The organism is Pigmentiphaga sp. MLSB6-MA01 (assembly GCF_058793475.1).
Map to the genome: position 1 here is coordinate 147202 of NZ_JBXAFV010000013.1, position 20527 is coordinate 167728.

Genomic DNA, 20527 nt, shown 5'->3' on the forward strand with positions numbered 1-20527 from the left:
GCGAACAATTCGTGGTTGTTGCAATCCGATACGGTTAGGCCACGATCGTGCGCGGCACGCATCAGTGGCCCTCCGACGCGATCGGGGTCCATGCGGCTTCGCGCCGCCAGCACCGGCTATTCCAGCGACAGCCACTGCCGCCCGTCGCGGGCCAGCAGCACGTCCGCCTGCGCCGGTCCCTGGCTGCCGGCACGATAGGAATGGATCTCGCCGCCCTCTTCCCAGGCGTCCAGGAACGGCATCACCGCCTCCCAGCCCAGCTCGATGTCGGCCGCCCGCTGGAACAGCGTCGCGTCGCCCACCATGCAGTCGTAGATCAGGGTCTCGTAGCCTGAACTGTGCCCGGTCATGAAATGGTCCGCGTAGCGGAAATCCATGCTGACGGGCGCGATACGGATCTTCGAGCCCGGCACCTTGGCCTTCATGTGGAAGAACAGCCCCTCGTCGGGCTGGATCTGCAGTACCAGGGAGTTGGCGGGGGGCTTTTCCTGCGCGCCCTGGCGGAACAGCGCATGGCCGGCATCCTTGAAGGCAATGACGATCTGCGTCTGGCGCCGCGCCAGCGCCTTGCCGGTACGCAAGTAGAACGGCACGCCTCCCCAGCGCCAGTTGTCGATGCCCAGCTTGAGGGCCACATAGGTCTCGGTCCGGCTGTCCGGCGCCACGCCCTCCTCCTCGCGGTAGCCGCGCATGGGATGGCCGCCGACCAGGCCCGCGCGGTATTGGCCGCGCACGCTGTTCTGCAACGCCTCCGCCGGCGTCTGGATGCGGATGGCATCCAGCAGCTTTTCCTTCTCGGTGCGTACCGCATCGGCATCGAAGGAGTTCGGCGGCTCCATCGCCACCATGGCCAGCAGTTGGAACAGGTGGTTGGGCACCATGTCCCGCAGCGCCCCCGTCTGCTCGTAGAACTGCGACCGGCGCTCCACCCCGATCGCCTCGGCCGCCGTGATCTGGACGTGATCGATGTACAGCCGGTTCCAGTTGCTTTCGAGCACGCTGTTGGCGAAGCGGGACACCAGGATGTTCTGCACCGTTTCCTTGCCCAGGAAATGGTCGATGCGGAAGATCTGGTTTTCGTGCACGACCCGCGTCAGTTGCTTGTTCAACTCGCGCGCGGATGGCAGGTCCCGGCCGAACGGCTTCTCGATCACCACGCGCCGCCAGCGGCCATGGCTCTGTTTCAGCAGCCCCGCATCGTGCAGGTGGCGGGCGATGGACTGAAAGAAAGCGGGCGCGGTGGCGAAATAGAAAATGACGCCGCCCGGCTCGGGCGCCAGCAGGCTCGCGAGCTGGGCATAGGTCTGCTCGCCCTCGAAGTCTCCCATCAGGAAGGACGTGCGGCCCATCAGCCAGTCCCAGGCCCGGACATCGAAACTGGCGGCGGCACCGCCCCGCCCGGCGACGACCTGGTCCATGGAAGCCTTCAGTCCGCGCCGGAACTCGTCGTCGTCCAGCTTGCGGTGGCCGACGCCGACGACGCGGAAATCGGCATGCAGCGAATTGAAGCGCGCCAGGTTGTACAACGCCGGCATCAGCAGCCGGCCAGTCATGTCGCCCGTGGCGCCGAAGATGACCAGGGTACAACGCGGGGCGGGCTGCAGCGCCACGGGCGGCGCCTGCCTGTTCATCGGGGAATCCATCGCTTGCCGTCTCCAGGACATGGCTTGATTATGGCGGCGGCGATGCGGCGTCGCAACACGGCGGCGGCGCTCGCTCACATCTGGTCACGCCCTGCTGCGGGCCTCATCGCGCTGCGCGTCCCCGGCCAGGATGCCGCCCTGGATACGCTTGCGTATCAGGTCGATGGTGGCCTGGGCCAGGCGCGTCAGCGGCCGCTGCGACACGGTCGCGATCACCAGTTGGCTGGTCAGCGACGGCGAGACGATGCGGGCCGCGCGCAGATGCGGGCGATGCGCGCGGCCGTAGATGGCATTGCGCGACAACACCGCATACCCCATTCCCCGGTCCACCAGGTCCAGCAGGGACTCGATCGCGTCGACTTCCAGCTCGACCGACAAGGGCACGCCCAGGCGGGCGCACTGCACCTCCAGCAGATTGCGGATGGCGTTGGGCTGCCCCGGCGTGATCAACGGGTAGTTGGCCAGCTCGCGCATCTTGACGCTGGCCGGCATGGGCTTGCCCTTCAACCCCCGGCTGCCGATCAGATACAGGTCCTCGGACCAGACATGCTCGTAGGCCGCCTGCTGCGTGACCGGCGGGTTGTAGAGCAGCGCGAAGTCCAGGCGCCCCAGCAGCAGCCACTCGTACATGGACACGGTCAGGGCCTCCACCACGCCCAGCGAGGCACGTGGGAACTCGGCCCGGAAATCGCTGACCAGATCCACCGTCAACGACTTGCCGACGCTGGGCGGCATGCCCACCACCACCTTGCCGGCTGGAGAACCGCGCAGGTCTTCGATTTCCTGCCTGGCCAGGCGCACCTGGTGCAGGATGCCGCGCCCACGCTCCAGCAGCCGCTTGCCGGCGTCGGTGGGAATGACGCCCCGGCCATTGCGTTCGAGCAGGTGTTCCTTGAGCTCGACCTCGAGCTGGCGCACGTGGCGGCTGACCACGGGTTGCGATAGATTGAGGGTGATCGCGGCCCGGGTGACACTGCCGAACTCGACGACTCGCACGAAGCATTCGAGTTGTTTCAAGTCCATGGAAAGCCCCGATTCATGTTTTTTAAGCATAACAGCTAGTTCCGATTTGCGGCTTCCAATGGGGGTTTCCGGGTCAAAATGCAAGTCTGACGGCATGGTGTCCATGGGCTCCATGCATGACCAGAAGGCGGGCAGGCGACCCGTCGCCACCCCTTCCAACGATTTGAGGACGACAATGATCCGTACCCTGCTCGCGCGCCTGTGCATCGGCGCCACCGCCACCCTGGCCGCCACCGGCGTCCATGCCCAGGATTTCCCCACCAAGCCGCTGCGCCTGATCGTGCCCTTCGGGCCCGGCGGCGTTGCCGACGTCACCGCCCGCATCGTCGCCCAGGGCCTGGCCGAGAAGTTCGGCAAGCCGGTCGTGGTCGAGAACATGCCCAGCGCCGGCGGCATCACCGGCGCCGTCACCGTGACGCGCGCGACGCCCGACGGCCACACGCTCTTCCTGGTCAGCAACCAGCAGGCCGTCAGCCCGTCGCTGTTCAAGTCGCTGCCCTACGATCCGGTCAAGCAGCTCGCGATGGTCTCCATGGTCGGTTCGTTCGACATCGTCATGGCCGTGGACCAGAACAGCCCGCTGCACACCGTCGCCGACGCCATCGCCGCGGCCAAGAAAGACCCGCAGCACTTCAACCTCGGCACCATCGGCGTCGGCAGCACCCAGCATCTGTCGGCCGAGATGTTCCGCTCCATGGCGGGCCTGGACGTGCCCACCATTCCGTTCAAGTCCAGCGGCGAAGTCCTGAGCGCCGTCAAGGGCAAGAGCGTGCAGGTCATGTTCGAGACCGTGCCGGCCGTCATCGGCAACATCAAGGGCGGCAGCCTGCGCGTGCTGGGCGTGGGCTCGGTCAAGCGCGGCCAGCTGTTCCCCGACACCCCCACCATCGCCGAGACCGTGCCGGGCTACACGGCCGTCTCGTGGAACGGCTTCGCCGCGCCCGCCGGCACGCCGGCCGCCATCGTCGACAAGCTGAACGCCGCCGTGCGCGAAGTGGTCAAGGATCCGGCCATCAACAAGAAGCTGGTCGACGTCGGCATGATTCCGCAGACCAACACGCCCAAGGAGTTCCAGGACTTCCTGGTGGCCGAGATCGCGAAGTGGAGCAAGGTGATCGACACCGCCAAGATAGAGAAGCAGTAACCCCCCCTACGCGCTTACGCGCGCCCCCCCAGGGGGGCGGCACTGGCGGACCGGCGGAGCCGGATCCGCTGTGCCCTGGGGTACTACCAGGCTGACGGAGAACGGCGTTTTGTACGCCGTAGTCGATTGGGTCTGGTGGTGGATGATGCGACGTGTTGCTTAACGGTTGGAGAAAAGAATGTTGGGTGTAGTCGTACGAAAGAAGCCGGCGCTGCCCGAGGGCGCGGCCGAGAAGCTGGCCGCGCAGGGCGTGGCCACGGTGCATGAGGCGCAGGGACGCAGCGTCGGCCTGATGCGGCCTTATATGCGTCCCATCTACGCGGGCGCGTCGATCGCCGGGCCGGCGGTGACGGTGCTGGCGCAGCCGGGCGACAACTGGATGCTGCACGTCGCGGTCGAACAGTGCTCGCCGGGCGACATCCTGGTCGTGGCCTGCACCACGGAGAACGCCGACGGCATGTTCGGCGACCTGCTCGCCACTTCGCTCAAGGCGCGCGGCGTGCGCGGCCTGGTGATCGACGCCGGCGTGCGCGACGTGGCCACCCTGACCGCGATGGGCTTTCCCGTCTGGTCCAAGGCCATCAATGCCCGCGGCACCGTCAAGGCGACCATCGGCTCGGTCAACGTGCCCATCGTCTGCGGCGGCGCGCTGGTCAACCCCGGCGATGCCATCGTGGCCGACGACGACGGCGTGGCCATCGTCCCCAATGCCCAGGTCGCCACCGTCGTCCAGAAAGCCGACAAGCGCGTGCAGGAAGAAGAAGGCAAGCGCGCCCGCCTGGCTTCCGGCGACCTCGGCCTGGACATCTACAACATGCGTCCCAGGCTGGCCGAAGCCGGCCTGCGCTACGTCGATTCGCTGGACGAACTGAACGGCTGAGACCGCCCCCGGGGGAGACCCGTCCCCACCGGACCCCGCCGCGGCTTGCCGCGGCAGTCCCCGAACCTGAAGCTGAACCATGAAAACCTGCGCCGCACCCGATCCGAATCCCGTCAAACCACGCGAGGCCCTGCCGGCCGGCGCGTGCGATGCCCACTGCCACGTCTTCGGCCCCGCCGACAAGTTCCCCTACGCGCCCGACCGCAGCTACACCCCGCCGGATGCTCCCTTCGAGCGCCTGCGCCAGCTGCATGACTTCCTGGGCCTGGACCGCGCCGTGATCGTGCAGGCCAGTTGCCACGGCGACGACAACACCGCCATGCTCGACGCCATCGCCCGCAGCGAAGGCCGCTACCTGGGCGTGGCCATCGTCAACGGCTCCGAGACCGACGAGCAACTGGCCGACATGGATGCCGGCGGCGTGCGCGCGGTGCGTTTCAACTTCGTGCAGCATCTGGGCGGCGCCCCCGACCTCGAAGTCTTCGACAAGACCATCGAGCGCCTGGACGGCCTGGGCTGGCACGTCGTGCTGCACCTGGACGCGCAGGACATCCTGACCTACAGCGACCGCATCAACCGCATCAACGTGCCGTTCGTGATCGACCACATGGGCCGCGTACAGGCCGCCAAGGGCCTGGACCAGGAACCCTTCCGCGCGCTGCTGGAACTGATGAAGAATCCGCTGGCCTGGGTCAAGGTCTGCGGCGGCGAACGCGTGTCCGTGGGCAAGCGTCCCTTCGCCGACGCCGCGCCCTTCGCCGCCAGGCTGATCGAAGCCGCGCCGGACCGCGTGCTGTGGGGCACCGACTGGCCGCATCCGAACATCTCGAAGGACATGCCCAACGACGGCGAGCTGGTCGACCTGATGCTGGACTTCTGCCCGGACCCCGCCCTGCGCCGCAAGCTGCTGGTCGAGAACCCCGAGAAGCTGTACCGCTTCAAGCCGCTGGCCTGAACGCCGCGCACTGACTGACGACGCTTTACCCTCGGCCCCGGACGTGCGGACTTCGCGCCCCGGGGCCATTCATTTGGCGCTGCCCGCCGACATCAGCGCCCTTCCGCCGGACGCTCACCAGAGGACGATCTGCGAACAGCGGAACAGCGACAGCCGCCGCCCCTTCGCATCGACAACCGTGGCCGACCACACCTGGCTCGTCCGCCCCAGGTGCTCGGCCACGGCCTCGACGCTCAGGACGCCCTCGGTCGCGGTGCCGAGGAAATTCGATTTCAGTTCCAGCGTGGTGAATCCTTTCGCGCCTTCCGGCAGGTGCGCAAGGGTCGCATAACCCGCGCAGGTATCGGCCAGCATCACCTGCGTGGCGGCGTGCAGGAATCCGTTGGGCGCCATCATCCACGGAGCGATGGTCATTTCCATGGCCATGCGCCCTTCCGCGACCGCCAGCGGCCGCACACCGAAAGTGTCGGGCAGCGTCCCGCGCTGGCGTTCGAAAAGGCTCTCGATGGTGACTGTCGTGCGAAGCATGCGCGTTCCCATATAAGCGTCGGATGAGGGGGACCATTATCCCCGGCGCCGGCACCAGCCGCCGGGCGGTCAATGCACCGGCGCGCCCGCCAGGAACCAGCGCGCCAGCAGCGTGCGCTCCGCCTCGGTCATGCCGGTGGCGTTGTTCAGCGGCATGGTCTTCTGCACGGCGGCCTGCTGATAGACCATCTGCGCGTGCGACTGCAGCAGCTCGGGCGTCTGCAGCTGTATGCCCTTGTTCGCCAGTTGGGCGTTATGGCACATCACGCATCGCTGCGCCACCACCTGCCTGACCTGTTCGACGTCTTGCGCGCCCAGCGGCGCCGCGGGCACGGCGGCCGTGCCCAGGCCGGGCGGCGCGATGGCGACGGCCACCGCCAGCAAAAGCGCGACGCCCGCGGCCGGATACCAGGGATTGGTGATGCCCTTGTGCCGCAGCACGAAGAACTGGCGGATCAGCGCCCCCGCCAGCATGAGGGCGATCAGCACCACCCAGTTGCGGGGAGCGGAATAGACCATGCTGTAGTGATTCGACAGCATGGCGAACAGCACCGGCAGGGTGAAGTAGGTATTGTGCACGCTGCGCTGCTTGCCCAGCTTGCCATGGATGGGATCGACCGGCTCGCCCGCGCGCATGGCCGCGACGACCTGGCGCTGCCCCGGGATGATGACCATGAGCACGTTGGCGCTCATGATGGTGGCGATCATGGCCCCCACGATCAGGAAGGCCGCGCGCCCCGCGAACAGATGACAGGCCAGCCAGGCGGCCGCGGCCACGAACAGCGCCACCGCGATGCCGACCTTGCGGTCCGCGCGCTCGTCGGTGCCGGCGACGCGGCAAATGATGTCGTACACCAGCCAGCCCACCACCAGGAAGCACAGCACCGCCACCACCGCGGCCGCGGGTCCCCAGTCGAACACGTTGCGGTCGATGAGATAGGTCCGGGCGTTGAACAGGTACAGCACCACCAGCAGCGCGAAGCCCGACATCCAGGTGGAATAGCTTTCCCAGTAGAACCAATGCAGGTGCTCGGGCAAGCGCTTGGGGGCGACGAGGTACTTCTGCGGGTTGTAGAAACCGCCCCCGTGCACGGCCCAGAGTTCCCCCGAGACGCCCTTCTCGATCAGCTCGGGATCCTGCGGTTTCGTCAGGCTGTTGTCGAGCCAGACGAAGTAGAACGAAGATCCGATCCAGGCGATGCCGGTGATGATGTGCAGCCAACGCAGCAGCAGATTGGCCCAATCAAGAATGTAGGCTTCCATGCCCTTCCCGCCAGAGACCAATGCTCACCACTGCGGGCGCTGTGAGCAGGACGGGTCGCGCCAGATGCGAAGCGCCGCGGCGACCGTACAATCAACGGGGGCCTGGTGGCCCCCGCTTGTTACGGTTTGCATCTTCCCCCGACGCGCCCGCGCTTGTCAATATCGCCCGCCGGTGCCTCACGGCCCCTGGGAATGGATCTTGCGGCCTTCGCGCGTCAGGCTTGCACAGGAGGTACGCGATCATGTCCGTCTCCCGCCTTGGGCGGTTCGCCGCATGCGCGGCCGCGGCCGGCGCCCTGGCCGCCGGCTGTGCCCCTCCCAACGATCCGCTGGCCTATACCCGCAACGAATTCGCGCGCACCGACACCTACTCGCGCGCCTACCCCAAGACGCCGGAGCGGGTGTGCGAGGCGGGCAAGCGTTCGCTGCTGAGCCAGGGATACACGCTGGCCGATGCCGGCGCGCGTTCGCTCGAGGGGCACAAGCAGTTCCAGAGCGGCGACAACTACAAGGAAATCACCTTCCACCTGGTGTGCGAACCCGATCACACCGGGACCAACCAGTCCATCGCCTTCGTGAACGCGGTCGAATCGACCTTCGCGCTGAAGAAGACCAACAACTCGGCCAGCGTCGGCGTCGGACTCCTGGGGTCGGTGTCCATGCCCTTCACCTCGTCCGACGACTCCATGGTCAAGACCGGCAGCGAGACGATCGCCTCGGGCGACTTCTACAGCCGCTTCTTCGCGCTGCTCGAACAATACATGCCGTCCGCTTCGCCCGCGGCCCAGGGCGACGCCACGCCCCCCTCGCCCAAGGCGCCCGAGGGGCCGACCAAGGCTCCTTAGGGACGCACGCCCATCCGCTAGAATGGTCGCGATGCTCCAGAACGGAGCCCCACGCCCGGAGACGTGTCCATGGATCGCCCTGTCGCCCCGCCCCAACTGGCGGACTCCCGTCTTTTCAGAAACCAGGCCTACCTAGGCGGCGCATGGGTGGATGCCCGGGACGGCGCCACGTTCGCGGTCGACAATCCCGCCGACGGCACGGCGCTGGCCCGCGTCGCCAACCTGGACGCCTCCCAGACCGAGGAAGCCATCGCCGCGGCCCAGGCCGCCTTCGGTCCGTGGCGGGCCCGCACGGCCAAGGACCGGGCCGCCATCCTGCGGCGCTGGTTCGAACTGATACAGGCCCATGCCGACGACCTGGCCGCGCTGATGACGTTGGAGCAAGGCAAGCCGCTGGCCGAAGCCAAGGGCGAAGTGGCCTATGCCGCCTCGTTCGTCGAATGGTTCGCCGAGCAGGGCAAGCGCATCGCCGGCGATACGCTGGCACCCGTGGCCGCGGGCACGCGGATGCTGGTGCTGCGCGAGCCCATAGGCGTATGCGCGGCCATCACGCCGTGGAACTTCCCGCTGGCCATGATCACCCGCAAGGCCGGCCCGGCGCTGGCCGCCGGTTGCACCATGGTGCTCAAGCCCGCCGAACAGACGCCGCTGTCCGCGCTGGCGCTGGCGGAACTGGCGCACCGCGCCGGCCTGCCCGCCGGGGTGCTCAACATCGTCACCGCCGACAGCGAACGGTCCATCGCCGCCGGCAAGGCGCTGTGCGCGAGCCCGGTGGTGCGCAAGCTCACCTTCACCGGCTCCACGCCGGTGGGCCGCATCCTGATGCAGCAGAGCGCCCCCACCATCAAGAAACTGTCGCTGGAGCTGGGCGGCCTGGCTCCCTTCATCGTCTTCGAGGATGCCGACCTCGACGCCGCCGTCGACGGCGCGATCGCGTCCAAATACCGCAACGCCGGCCAGACCTGCGTCTGCACCAACCGCTTCTACGTGCACGAGAGCATCTACGATGCCTTCGTCCGGAAGCTGGCCGAACGCAGCGGCGGCCTGAAGGTGGGCAGCGGTTTCGACGCCGGCGTCGCGCAGGGCCCGCTGATCGACGACGACGCCATCGCCAAGGTCGATCAGCACGTCCAGGATGCCGTGAGCAAGGGCGCCCGGATCCTGGCGGGCGGCAAGCGGCATGCGCTGGGCGGCCGCTTCTACGAACCCACGGTGCTGGCCGACGTCTCCGAGGACATGCTGTGCATGCGCGAGGAGACATTCGGCCCGGTTGCCCCCGTGGTCCGCTTCCGCGACGAGGCCGACGTCATCCGCCTGGCCAACGACACCGAGTTCGGCCTCGCCTCGTACTTCTACAGCCGCGACATCGGCCGCATCTTCCGCGTGGCCGAGGCGCTGGAATACGGCATGGTCGGCGTCAACACCGGCCTGATCTCGAACGAGGTCGCTCCCTTCGGCGGCGTCAAGCAGTCGGGGCTGGGACGCGAAGGCTCCGTCCACGGCATCGACGACTATCTCGAGATGAAGTACGTGTGCCTGGGAGGAATATGAGCCAGGAAGGCGCATCCACGCACGCTGGCGTGAGGCCGGCACGGCCGGAGGACGTCGCCGCCATCCTGGCCTTGATGCGCGGGCTGGCGGAGTACGAAAACCTCACCCATCTGTTCCTGGCCCGGGACGAGGACCTGCGCGACGCGCTGTTCGGCCCGGCTCCGGCCGCCGAATGCCTGGTGGCCGAAGCGGCAGGCGCGGTGGCGGGCTACGCCCTCTTCTTCCACAACTACTCCACCTTCCTCGGCCGCCGGGGCCTGTACCTGGAGGACCTCTACGTACACCCCGGCCAGCGGGGCCGGGGATTGGGCAAGAGCCTGCTGCGCGCCCTGGCCGCCCTGGCGGTGGAGCGCCGCTGCGGCCGTTTCGAGTGGAGCGTACTGGACTGGAACCAGCCCGCCATCGATTTCTACCAGGCCATGGGCGCCGACGTGCTGCCCGACTGGCGCATCGTGCGCGTCACGGGCGATGCCTTGGCACGGCTGGGATCGGCGGCGGAGCAGGCCGGGGCCCGCGGACGCTAGACCCGGAACGCCCCCACGATCCGGTCCAGCCGCTCGGCCATCTCGCGCATTTCCTCGACCGACCGTGCCGTCTCGCCCATGGCGGCCGTGGTTTCCTCGACCATCTGGGCGATGCTCTCCACCTGCTGGGCGATCGAGGTGCTGGCCGCCGATTGCTCCTTGGTCGCGTGCGCCACTTCCCGCACGCGTTCGAGCGAGGTGTCCGCGCTGCTGCTGATCTCGCGCAGCGACACCGCCACCTCGTCGGCCAGGCTGGTACCCTCGGCCACCATGGGCAGGATGTGCTCCATCGTGACGGTGGACTCGGCCGTCTCGCGCTGGACGGCATTGACCATCTCTTCGATCTCGACGGTAGCCGACGACGTGCGCTCGGCCAGCTTGCGGACTTCGTCCGCCACTACGCTGAACCCGCGGCCCTGCTCCCCCGCCCTGGCGGCCTCGATGGCCGCGTTCAGGGCCAGCAGGTTGGTCTGTCCGGCGATTTCCTTGATGGACGCGGCGATGGAGTTGATCTGCACCGCCCTTTCCTCCAGGCCCCGGATCTTGTGCGACGCCTCGCCCACCGCGGTGGCGATGCGCTTCATGCTTTCGGCGGCGCTCATCACACGGGTCTCGCCATTGCGGCATTTCTCGGCCACGCCTTCTGAGTTGTGCTGGGTCTGGCTGGCGGCGTCGGAGATATGGGCCACCGACACCGTCAGTTCCTCGACCGCCGCGGCCATGGAGGACGTCGCGTCGCTCTGCTGGACCGCCGCGCTGGAGACCTGATTCACCGACTCGGCGATGCGATGGGCATCGCGTTTCATGGTGGCCGCTTCCTCGCGGACCCGGGCGATCAGGTTGCGCACCGACTCCGACATCCTGGCGAAACCGTCCAGCAGGCTGCCCGGCTCGGCGGCCGGCAGCCTCTGGCTGAGATCGCCGCCGGCGGCGCGCCGCATGATGTCGAGCACCGCGCGCGGGTCGCCGCCGATCTGGCGAATGACGCCGCGGGCGATGAGGCCGCTGGCCAGCAGCAGGACCACGGCCAGCACGAGCGCCGTCGCGATGCCGGTGACGAGCTGGCGCGAGATGACCGCGTCCAGGTCATCGATGTACACGCCGGTGCCGATCACCCAGTTCCAGGGCTGGAAATGCTTGTAGATGTTCAGCTTGGGCACCGGTTCCGTCTGGCCGGGCCGGGCGAACAGAATGCGCATGGTGCTTTGCCCGCCGCCCTCGCGCATGGCGCTCAGGCGCTCCTGCATGACCAGGCCGGGATCCCGCTTGTCGCCCGAACGGGTGATCGCGTTGGAGCCAGCCAGCGAGGGATTGCCCCCGTTCATCACGATCAGGCCCTGCTCGTCGGTCACGAAGATGTACTCGGCCTTGCCGTTATCCCCTCCATAACGGAAGCCCTGCAGGGCCGCCTTGGCGGCCTCCTGGGCCTGCTGCTGGGTCAACTGCCCCTTCTGTTGTTGTTCGTGGTAGTGGCTGGCGATGCCCCAGGCGCCCTGGGCGACGGCCAGTATCTCCGCTTTCTTGGCATCGAGCAGCAATTGCCGCTCGCTGTAGACGGACCAAGCCTGGACCGCCAGCAGCAGCAGCACCGCCAGGGCCACCAGGGCCGTCAGCCTGCCCTTCAGCGACGACCGGGCCGTCAAGGCCACCGGGACAGGACGTGTCTCGCCGCCGGAGAAACCACTCGTATCTTGCATTACCGCGCTCATTCGATCCCCTTGCACGCCCCCCGCCGGGGCATGGCGCACCGGCGCTGCGACGAAAGCTCACTCACGCCATTAACGGCATCCCAGGCGGGATCTGTATGGTGGAACGCGGGACCGGCCAGCCGGCAAGCATGAAAAAAGGGGGGCTTTCGCCCCCCTTTTCACCCTGCGTGCCATCGCCCTCAGGCGGCGTCGCGGCTGGCTCGCTTGCGGTCGTGCTCTTTCAGGTGCAGCTTGCGCAGCCGGATGTTCTTGGGCGTGATCTCGACCAGCTCGTCATCGGCGATGAACTCCACCGCGTACTCCAGCGTGAGCTGGATGGGCGGGACCAGTCGCACGGCTTCGTCCGTACCCGAGGCGCGGACGTTGGTGAGCTGCTTGCCCTTGATCGGGTTGACCACCAGATCGTTGTCGCGGCTGTGGATGCCGATGATCATGCCCTCGTACAGCGCCTCGCCGGGCGAGACGAACATGCGGCCGCGGTCCTGCAGCTTCCACAGGGCGTAGGCCACGGCATCGCCATCTTCCTGGCTGATCAGCACGCCGTTGTGCCGCTCGCCCAGGGTGCCGTCGCGCACCGGGGCGTATTCATCGAACACGTGGCTGATCAACCCGACACCGCGTGTCAGCGTCATGAACTCGCCCTGGAAACCGATCAGGCCCCGAGCCGGGATACGGTACTCCAGGCGCGTACGGCCCTTGCCGTCCGACGCCATGTCCAGCAGCTCGCCCTTGCGGCGCCCCAGCTCCTCCATCACGGAACCCTGGTGGCCGTCCTCGACATCCACCGTCAACAACTCGAACGGTTCGCACCTGGCGCCGTCGATCTCCTTGAAGACCACGCGCGGGCGCGATACCGCCAGCTCATAGCCCTCCCGGCGCATATTCTCGAGCAGGATGGTCAGGTGCAGTTCGCCGCGTCCCGACACCTCGAAAATCGTGTCGTCGCCCGTCTCGCGCACACGCAGCGCCACATTGGACTTGAGCTCGCGGTCCAGGCGGTCGCGCAGTTGGCGGCTGGTCACGAACTTGCCTTCGCGACCGGCCAGCGGCGAGGTATTCACGCAGAAATTCATGGTCAGGGTCGGTTCATCGACCTTGATCATGGGCAGGGCTTCGGGCGCATCCGGCGCGCACACCGTGCAGCCGATACCCAGTTCATCGATACCGTTGATCAGGACGATATCGCCGGCCTGCGCTTCGGGAACGACCTCGCGCTCCAGGCCGCGGAACTTCAGGACCTGGTTGACGCGCCCCTTGATGGGGTTGCTCTCGGGGCCGAACTTGATCACCACGTCCTGCAACGGACGCACCCGGCCGCGGGTGATGCGGCCCACGCCGATCTTGCCCACGTAGCTGGAATAGTCCAGCGACACGATCTGCAGTTGCAAGGGACCGTCGGCATCGTCGTTGCGCACCGGCACCTTGTCCAGGATCACGTCGAACAGCGGCTTCATGTCGCCGCTGCGCACCTCTTCGGTCAGGCCCGCGTAGCCGTTCAGGCCCGAGGCGTAGACGACCGGGAAGTCGAGCTGTTCCTCGCTCGCGCCGAGCTTGTCGAACAGATCGAAGGTCTGGTTGATCACCCAGTCGGGGCGGGCGCCCGGACGGTCGATCTTGTTGATCACCACGATGGGCTTCAGGCCCTGGGCCAGCGCCTTGCGGGTCACGAAGCGGGTCTGGGGCATCGGGCCCTCGACCGCGTCGACCAGCAGCAGCACGCCGTCCACCATGGACAGCACCCGTTCGACTTCGCCGCCGAAGTCGGCGTGCCCCGGGGTGTCCACGATGTTGATGTGCGTGCCCTCGTACTCGACCGCGCAGTTCTTGGCCAGGATCGTGATGCCACGTTCCTTTTCAATGTCGTTCGAGTCCATGACCCGCTCGGCCACCTGCTCGTTGTCGCGGAAGGTGCCGGCCTGCCGCAGCAGCTGGTCCACCAGGGTCGTCTTGCCATGGTCCACGTGCGCGATGATCGCCACGTTGCGCAATGCGCGTGTCATGTCGTTTCCTTGAATGAAATCAATCTGTCGGGCTGCAGCCAGCCGTCCTCGCAGCGAGCCGTTCCCAGAAATCCACCGTCCGGCCCGGCAACCCGGACCTTGCCTGCACCTGTCTCGGCGGCCACCGTGCCGGTTGTATCGCCGGCGGCCATTCTTTCCTTGCGTCCCTGCATGAAGCGCTGGGCCGCCGCGGCGTCCAGCCGCACGACCGGCAGGTCGGCCAGCAGCGATTCCATCGGCAACAGCGCGCCGACCGGATCGGCCTGCGTCTCCAGCCGTTCCAGCGTCCACGCCTGGGCAAGATCGAACCCCGCGGTGCTCGTGCGCCGCAGCGCCGTCAGGTGCGCGCCGCAACCCAGCGCCCGGCCGACGTCCTGCGCCAGCGTGCGGACGTAGGTGCCTTTGCTGCACGCGACGTCTATCGTTGCCGACCGCCCGGACAGCGACAGCAACCGCAGTCCGTGGATCGTGACCTGCCTCGGCTCCCGCTCCAGTTCGATGCCCTCGCGCGCATACTCGTACAAGGGCTTGCCATCGCGCTTGAGCGCCGAATGCATGGGCGGCACCTGCGAAATCCTGCCGACGAAGCGTGACAGCACGTCGAGCATCCGCGCCTCGTCCACGGCCACCGCGGGATCCTGGCCGGGAAACCCCACCGGGATGCCCGTGCGATCGCCGCTGTCCGTTTCCTCGCCCAGCGACAGCGTCGCGGTGTAACTCTTGTCGGCGTCGAACATCCCGCCGGAGAACTTGGTCGCCTCGCCGAAGCACAACACCATCAAACCGGTCGCGAAAGGATCCAGCGTCCCGGTATGCCCCGCCTTGCGCGCATCCAGGATGCGGCGCGCGCGCTGCAAGGCATGGTTGCTGGACAAGCCCTCGGGTTTGTCCAGCAACAACACACCATCCAGCGCACGCCCGCGTCGGGAAGCCATCGCAATCGTCGGAAAAAAGGACGCGGCGCGGCTTACGCGCGGTCGTCGTCAGGGGCGGACGGCTCTGCCGGCGCGATGCTCTCGCGCGCGTCCTGGCCAGCCTGGCCGGATTCGGCCAGTTCGTCGGCCAGGACGCCCGGTGTGTTGGCCTGGGCGATCAGCCGGTTCATTTCCATGCCACGCGACATCTGGCGGTCGTGGAAGAAATGCAGCGTGGGAACGGTATGGATATGCAGGCGCTTGAACAACAGCGAATGCAGCCAGCCCGCTTTTTCGTTCAGCGCGGTTTCCGCCGCGGACGGCTCCGCGCCCATGACGGTGAAATACACCTTGGCATGGGCGTAGTCGGGCGTCAGGTCCACGCCCGTGAGCGTGACCAGCCCCGCGCGGGCCACATCGACCTCGCGCTGGATCATTTCGGCCAGATCCTTCTGGATCTGGTCGGCGAGCCGCAAGGTGCGGCCGCCGGGTAGCTTCTTCTGCCTGTGACGACTCATCTGCCCGCACGTACCCCTTTACAGGGTACGCGCCACTTCCTTCACCTCGAACACCTCGAGCTGGTCGCCGATCTCGATGTCGTTGTTGTTGCGCAGCGTGATGCCGCAATCGAAGCCGGACTTGACCTCGCGCACGTCGTCCTTGAAGCGGCGCAGCGAATCGACCTCGCCCGTCCACTGGACCACGTTGTTGCGCAGCAGGCGGACCTGCGAATTGCGGCGGACCACGCCATCGAGCACCATGCAACCCGCGATGTTGCCGATGCGGGACACGTTGTAGACCTCGCGGATCTCGACCAGGCCGATGACCTCTTCGCGCTTTTCGGGCGCCAGCATGCCCGACATGGCCGATTTCACGTCATCCACGGCGTCGTAGATGATGTTGTAGTAGCGCACGTCGATGCCGTTGTTCTCGGCCAGCTTCTTGGCGCTGGCATCGGCCCGCACGTTGAAGCCGATGACGACCGCCTTCGAGGCGATGGCCAGGTTGATGTCGCTTTCCGACACGCCGCCGACCGCCGCGTGCACGACCTGCACGCGCACTTCGTCGGTGGACAGCTTGGTCAAGGCCTGGACCAGTGCTTCCTGCGAACCCTGGACGTCGGTCTTGACGATGAGCGCCAGCGTCTGCACGCCTTCGCCCATGTTGTCGAACAGCGACTCCAGCTTCGCGGCCTGCTGGCGGGCCAGCTTGACGTCGCGGAACTTGCCCTGGCGGAACAGGGCGATCTCACGCGCCTTGCGCTCGTCGCTCAGCACCATCAGTTCGTCGCCCGCGGCCGGGACCTCGGTCAGGCCCTGGATCTCGACCGGAATCGACGGACCGGCCTCGGCGATCGGCTTGCCCACTTCGTCCAGCATCGCGCGCACCCGGCCAAAGCTCGCGCCGGCAAGCACGGCGTCGCCGCGCTTGAGCGTACCGCTCTGGACCAGGATGGTCGCGACCGGGCCGCGGCCCTTGTCCAGCTTGGCTTCGATGACCAGGCCCTTGGCCGGCGCATCGACCGGCGCCTTCAACTCCAGGACTTCGGCCTGCAGCAGCACCTGTTCGAGCAGTTCATCGATGCCGGCGCCGGTCTTGGCCGACACGGGCACGAAGGGCGAATCGCCGCCGTACTCTTCCGGCACGACTTCCTCGGCCACCAGTTCCTGCTTGACGCGGTCGGGATTGCTCTCGGGCTTGTCGATCTTGTTGATCGCCACCACGATGGGCACGCCTGCCGCCTTGGCATGGTGGATCGCTTCCTTGGTCTGGGGCATGACGCCGTCATCGGCCGCCACCACCAGGATCACGATATCCGTGGCCTGGGCGCCACGCGCCCGCATGGCCGTGAACGCTTCGTGGCCCGGGGTATCCAGGAAGGTCACCACGCCGCGCTCGGTTTCCACGTGGTAGGCACCGATATGCTGCGTGATCCCGCCCGCTTCGCCCGAGGCGACCTTGGCGCGGCGGATGTAGTCCAGCAGCGAGGTCTTGCCGTGGTCGACGTGGCCCATGACGGTCACGACCGGCGCACGCGGCATTTCCACGGCGTCGGTGGTCGGCGCCTGGTCGAGGAAGGCCTCGGGATCGTCCAGCTTGGCCGCGATCGCGGTATGGCCGAGTTCCTCGACCACGATCATCGCCGTTTCCTGGTCCAGCACCTGGTTGATGGTGACCATCTGGCCCATCTTCATGAGGACCTTGATGGCCTCGGCCGCCTTGACCGCCATCTTGTGGGCCAGATCCGCGACCGAAATGGTCTCGGGCACGTGCACTTCGCGCACGATGTTCTCGACCACCTGCTGCGCCTTCTGGTCCTGATGCCGGTTCCGGCCACCACGGCCACCGCCGCGCCAGCCATCGCGGCTTGCGCCGGCGGTCGCATCGCCGCGGGTCTTCAGGCCCTTCTTGCGCGAGGCGTCGTCGGACCAGGTCGAAGCGACTGCCCCGGCCTTCAGGACCTTCTTGCCCGGCGCGGCCTTGTTGTCGTCCTTCTTGGCTGCCGGCGCGGCGGCAGCCTTGTTGTCCTGCCCGGCGGCCTTGGCGGCCGGTTTGTGCAACGTGCCGGCGATCGGCGCCGTCGGGGCGGCAGCCGGCGCGGGCGCCGGTTGCGGGGCATGGAGGACCTTGTTGCGCGGACGGCTCAGCATCTCGCGCAGCGCGGCGGCCTCGGCCTCGGCGGCGCGGCGCGCCTTGTCGCGCGCCTCCGCGGCCTTGGCATCGGCCTTGCGCATTTCATCCGCCTTCTTGCGGGCTTCTTCGGCCTTGACTCGCGCCGTCTCGGCGCTCGACGCAGCCTGGTTCGCTACGACATCGCTCACTGCAGCCCCTCCCTCGGGCACGGCAGGGTGGGTAGATTGGGCAGCGGCCGCCTCGACGGCGGCACGCTTGGCTTTCTCGGCTTCAGCCGCGGCTTCCTCGGCCTCCCTGGCCGCGCGTTCGGCGGCCAGACGGGCTTGTTCTTCGGCCTCACGCAGGCGCGCCTCGGCCTCGCGGCGTTCGCGTTCCTCGGCTTCGGCGCGCTCGCGCGCCTGCGCCTCCTGCTGCTCGCGTTCGAGACGTTCGGCTTCCTGGGCCTCGGTTTCCACCTGGCCGACGCGCACGTCGTCCTCGGGGCGAGCCTGGCCGGCTTCCAGCTCGGCGCCGTCGCCGGCATCGCGCTTGATGAAGACGCGCTTCTTGCGCACCTCGACCTGGATCGTGCGGGCCTTGCCGGTGGCGTCGGCCTGCTTGATCTCGGAGGTCTGCTTGCGGGTGACCGTGATCTTCTTGCGGTCCTCGGAGGCACCATGGGCACGGCGCAACGATTCGAGCAGTTGTGCCTTGTCGCTTTCGGTGACGGTATCGTCGACCGACTTGATGCTTACTCCCGCGGCGCGCAGCTGCTCCAGCAGTACGTTGGCGGGCAATTTCAGCTCGGTTGCGAACTGGGCGACAGTGTTACTCGACATTCGTTTCTCTTCCCCTGTGTGGCTGATCGACGGTATGGGCAAACTCAAGCCTGCTCGAACCAGTGCGCGCGCGCACGGACGATGAGCTGCTTGGCCTGTTCTTCATCGATGCCGGTCAACTCGATCAGTTCGTCGACGGACAGGTCTGCCAGGTCGTCGCGCGTGAGCACCTGACCCTCAGCCAGCTTGGCGGCCAGCTCGGGCGTCACGCCTTCCAGACTCATCAGATCCTGCGCCGTCTCGACCCGCTCTTCCTGCGCAATGGCCTCGGTCAGCAAGGCGTTGCGGGCACGATTGCGCAGCTCGTTGATCGTGTCCTCGTCGAAGGCTTCGATCTCCAGCAGTTCCTGGATCGGCACGTAGGCGATTTCTTCCAGGCCCGTGAAGCCTTCCTCGATCAGGATGTCGGCCACTTCCTGGTCGACGTCCAGCTTGGTCATGAAGGTTTCCCGCAGGGAACTGTGCTCCTGCTCCTGCTTGGCCTGGCTTTCGTCCGGCGTCATGATGTTGATCTGCCAGCCGGTCAGCTCGGACGCCAGGCGCACGTTCTGGCCGCTGCGGCCGATGGCGATCGCCAGGTTGTCCTCGTCGACCACCACATCCATGGCATGGCGGTCTTCGTCGACCACGATGGACTGGACGTTGGCCGGCGCCAGCGCACCGATCACGAACTGCGCGGGATCCTCGGACCATAGCACGATATCGACCTGCTCGCCGCCCAGCTCGTTGCGCACCGCCTGCACGCGCGAGCCGCGCATGCCGACGCAGGTGCCGATCGGGTCGATGCGGCGGTCGTGGGCGATCACGGCGATCTTGGCGCGCACGCCCGGATCCCGGGCCGCGCCCTTGAGTTCGAGCAGGCCCTGCTCGATCTCGGGTACTTCGTTCTCGAACAGCTGGGCGATGAACAGCGGCGTGGCGCGCGACAGGATGATCTGCTGGCCGCGGGCCTGGCGATCGATACCCTTCAGGTAGGCGCGCACGCGGTCGCCCACGCGCAGGTTTTCCTTCGGGATCATTTCCGAACGCGGCAGGCGTGCCTCGACCTTGCCGATCTCGATGATGGCGTCGCCCTTGTCCATGCGCTTGATCGTGCCGGACACGATGGATTCGCCACGCTCCAGGAAATCGCTCAGCAACTGTTCGCGCTCGGCGTCGCGGATCTTCTGCAGGATGACCTGCTTGGCGGCCTGGGCGCCGATACGGCCGAACTCGATCGGCTCGAGCGGCTCCTCGACATAGTCGTCCAGTTCGATATTGGGCACGACCTCGCGCGCTTCCGACAGCAGCGTCTGCTGGTCGGGCATCTGCAGGCCGGCCTCGTCGGGCACGACCAGCCAACGGCGGAACGCCTCGTGGTCGCCCGTCTCGCGGTCGATCGCGACACGAATGTCGACATCCTCTTTGTAGAGCTTCTTCATGGCGGAGGCCAGCGCGCTTTCGAGAGCACCGAACACCACGTCGCGCGTGACGTTCTTCTCGCGCGCCAGCGCGTCCACCAACAACAGAATCTCGCGGCTCATCGCTTTTTGCCCCTGAAATTCAGAACCGGATCCAGCTTTGCCCGCTCGACCTCGTCAAGCGTGAACCGCAATACCTGGATATCCCCTTCCTTTGCTTCGAATTCGATGCCGAACGTCTCGGGTTCGGCGCCCTTGTCGACCCCATCCGCCTGTGCGGCCGGATCGGCTTCCGGAACGACCAGCGTGCCGGAGAAAACCTTGCGTCCTTCGAACGGCAGGCGCAGCTTGATCTGTGCGCGCTCGCCAGCGAACCGGGTGAAGTCCCTGGCGGTCCGCAGCGGCCTGTCGGTACCCGGAGACCCGACTTCCAGGCGCGAATAGTCGATGTTCTCGACTTCGTAGACACGCGACAACTGCCGGGAAACCGCTTCGCAGTCCTCGATGCGCACACCGCCTTCGCGATCTATCGTGACACGCAGCAGCCCCTGCCCGGCGCGTTCCACGTCGACCAGTTCAACCCCCAGGCCCGCCAGGGATTGTTCGGTAAGCTGAAAAAGATCTGCCATGCCTCGTTATGCGCCCTCGTTCGTGAACGGCATGCCTGGCATGCCGCCGTGTATCGGCCGTGGCCCA

Annotated in this window: 17 protein-coding genes; 6 read left to right on the plus strand and 11 right to left on the minus strand. The window is 67.1% G+C overall.

Features of this window, described 5'->3' with window-relative positions:
- Nucleotides 1-116: 116 nt before the first annotated feature.
- On the minus strand, nucleotides 117-1631 hold the full coding sequence (gene zwf, locus AC1Q6E_RS20840) for a glucose-6-phosphate dehydrogenase (RefSeq protein ID WP_152795796.1): 1515 nt from the start codon (nucleotides 1629-1631) through the stop codon (nucleotides 117-119).
- 96 nt (nucleotides 1632-1727) lie between these two features.
- Nucleotides 1728-2666, minus strand: a complete 939-nt coding sequence (locus AC1Q6E_RS20845) for a LysR family transcriptional regulator (RefSeq protein WP_152795798.1) — start codon at nucleotides 2664-2666, stop codon at nucleotides 1728-1730.
- A gap of 175 nt (nucleotides 2667-2841) precedes the next feature.
- Between AC1Q6E_RS20845 and AC1Q6E_RS20850 the strand changes: the two genes are divergently transcribed.
- The 3 genes from AC1Q6E_RS20850 to AC1Q6E_RS20860 all read left to right on the plus strand — a co-directional run bounded on the left by AC1Q6E_RS20850 (nucleotide 2842) and on the right by AC1Q6E_RS20860 (nucleotide 5645).
- Nucleotides 2842-3810, plus strand: coding sequence for a Bug family tripartite tricarboxylate transporter substrate binding protein (locus AC1Q6E_RS20850; RefSeq protein ID WP_296557806.1), 969 nt, complete (start codon nucleotides 2842-2844; stop codon nucleotides 3808-3810).
- 178 nt (nucleotides 3811-3988) lie between these two features.
- Nucleotides 3989-4690 carry a 4-carboxy-4-hydroxy-2-oxoadipate aldolase/oxaloacetate decarboxylase gene (locus AC1Q6E_RS20855; RefSeq protein ID WP_152795802.1) on the plus strand — a complete coding sequence of 234 codons (702 nt, stop codon included), beginning with the start codon at nucleotides 3989-3991 and terminating at the stop codon, nucleotides 4688-4690.
- Between the two features lie 79 nt (nucleotides 4691-4769).
- Complete coding sequence (locus AC1Q6E_RS20860) at nucleotides 4770-5645, plus strand: amidohydrolase family protein (protein WP_152795804.1); 876 nt, start codon at nucleotides 4770-4772, stop codon at nucleotides 5643-5645.
- Nucleotides 5646-5759: 114 nt separating this feature from the next.
- Here AC1Q6E_RS20860 and AC1Q6E_RS20865 read toward each other — a convergent pair whose 3' ends face one another.
- Together AC1Q6E_RS20865 and AC1Q6E_RS20870 are read right to left on the minus strand one after the other, a co-directional pair.
- Nucleotides 5760-6173 carry a PaaI family thioesterase gene (locus AC1Q6E_RS20865; RefSeq protein ID WP_152795806.1) on the minus strand — a complete coding sequence of 138 codons (414 nt, stop codon included), beginning with the start codon at nucleotides 6171-6173 and terminating at the stop codon, nucleotides 5760-5762.
- 69 nt (nucleotides 6174-6242) lie between these two features.
- Nucleotides 6243-7436 (minus strand): urate hydroxylase PuuD, encoded by a 1194-nt coding sequence (locus tag AC1Q6E_RS20870; RefSeq protein WP_152795808.1) that lies wholly within the window; start codon nucleotides 7434-7436, stop codon nucleotides 6243-6245.
- A 242-nt stretch (nucleotides 7437-7678) separates the two neighbouring features.
- Between AC1Q6E_RS20870 and AC1Q6E_RS20875 the strand changes: the two genes are divergently transcribed.
- The 3 genes from AC1Q6E_RS20875 to AC1Q6E_RS20885 all read left to right on the plus strand — a co-directional run bounded on the left by AC1Q6E_RS20875 (nucleotide 7679) and on the right by AC1Q6E_RS20885 (nucleotide 10356).
- The gene (locus AC1Q6E_RS20875; protein ID WP_492573449.1) at nucleotides 7679-8281 is read left to right on the plus strand and encodes a DUF2242 domain-containing protein; all 603 of its coding nucleotides are present in this window, start codon (nucleotides 7679-7681) and stop codon (nucleotides 8279-8281) included.
- A 69-nt stretch (nucleotides 8282-8350) separates the two neighbouring features.
- The gene (locus tag AC1Q6E_RS20880; RefSeq protein ID WP_492573450.1) at nucleotides 8351-9832 is read left to right on the plus strand and encodes an NAD-dependent succinate-semialdehyde dehydrogenase; all 1482 of its coding nucleotides are present in this window, start codon (nucleotides 8351-8353) and stop codon (nucleotides 9830-9832) included.
- Nucleotides 9829-10356 carry a GNAT family N-acetyltransferase gene (locus AC1Q6E_RS20885; protein ID WP_152795814.1) on the plus strand — a complete coding sequence of 176 codons (528 nt, stop codon included), beginning with the start codon at nucleotides 9829-9831 and terminating at the stop codon, nucleotides 10354-10356. The genes AC1Q6E_RS20880 and AC1Q6E_RS20885 overlap by 4 nt, the downstream gene beginning before the upstream one ends.
- Here the strand turns inward: AC1Q6E_RS20885 and AC1Q6E_RS20890 are convergent.
- From AC1Q6E_RS20890 to rimP, 7 genes are all read right to left on the minus strand, one after another.
- A complete protein-coding gene (locus AC1Q6E_RS20890; RefSeq protein WP_492573451.1) occupies nucleotides 10353-12053 on the minus strand; it encodes a methyl-accepting chemotaxis protein in 1701 nt (566 codons plus the stop codon). The genes AC1Q6E_RS20885 and AC1Q6E_RS20890 overlap by 4 nt on opposite strands.
- Before the next feature lie 191 nt (nucleotides 12054-12244).
- Nucleotides 12245-14065, minus strand: a complete 1821-nt coding sequence (gene typA / locus AC1Q6E_RS20895) for a translational GTPase TypA (protein ID WP_152795818.1) — start codon at nucleotides 14063-14065, stop codon at nucleotides 12245-12247.
- A complete protein-coding gene (truB, locus tag AC1Q6E_RS20900) occupies nucleotides 14062-15000 on the minus strand; it encodes a tRNA pseudouridine(55) synthase TruB (protein ID WP_152795820.1) in 939 nt (312 codons plus the stop codon). Before truB ends, typA begins: the two co-directional genes overlap by 4 nt.
- A gap of 32 nt (nucleotides 15001-15032) precedes the next feature.
- The gene (gene rbfA, locus AC1Q6E_RS20905) at nucleotides 15033-15497 is read right to left on the minus strand and encodes a 30S ribosome-binding factor RbfA (protein ID WP_152795822.1); all 465 of its coding nucleotides are present in this window, start codon (nucleotides 15495-15497) and stop codon (nucleotides 15033-15035) included.
- A gap of 18 nt (nucleotides 15498-15515) precedes the next feature.
- A complete protein-coding gene (gene infB / locus AC1Q6E_RS20910) occupies nucleotides 15516-18431 on the minus strand; it encodes a translation initiation factor IF-2 (RefSeq protein WP_152795824.1) in 2916 nt (971 codons plus the stop codon).
- 44 nt (nucleotides 18432-18475) lie between these two features.
- Complete coding sequence (gene nusA, locus AC1Q6E_RS20915; protein ID WP_152795826.1) at nucleotides 18476-19954, minus strand: transcription termination factor NusA; 1479 nt, start codon at nucleotides 19952-19954, stop codon at nucleotides 18476-18478.
- Nucleotides 19951-20460 carry a ribosome maturation factor RimP gene (rimP, locus tag AC1Q6E_RS20920; RefSeq protein WP_152795828.1) on the minus strand — a complete coding sequence of 170 codons (510 nt, stop codon included), beginning with the start codon at nucleotides 20458-20460 and terminating at the stop codon, nucleotides 19951-19953. The genes nusA and rimP overlap by 4 nt, the downstream gene beginning before the upstream one ends.
- Between the last annotated feature and the right edge of the window lie 67 nt (nucleotides 20461-20527).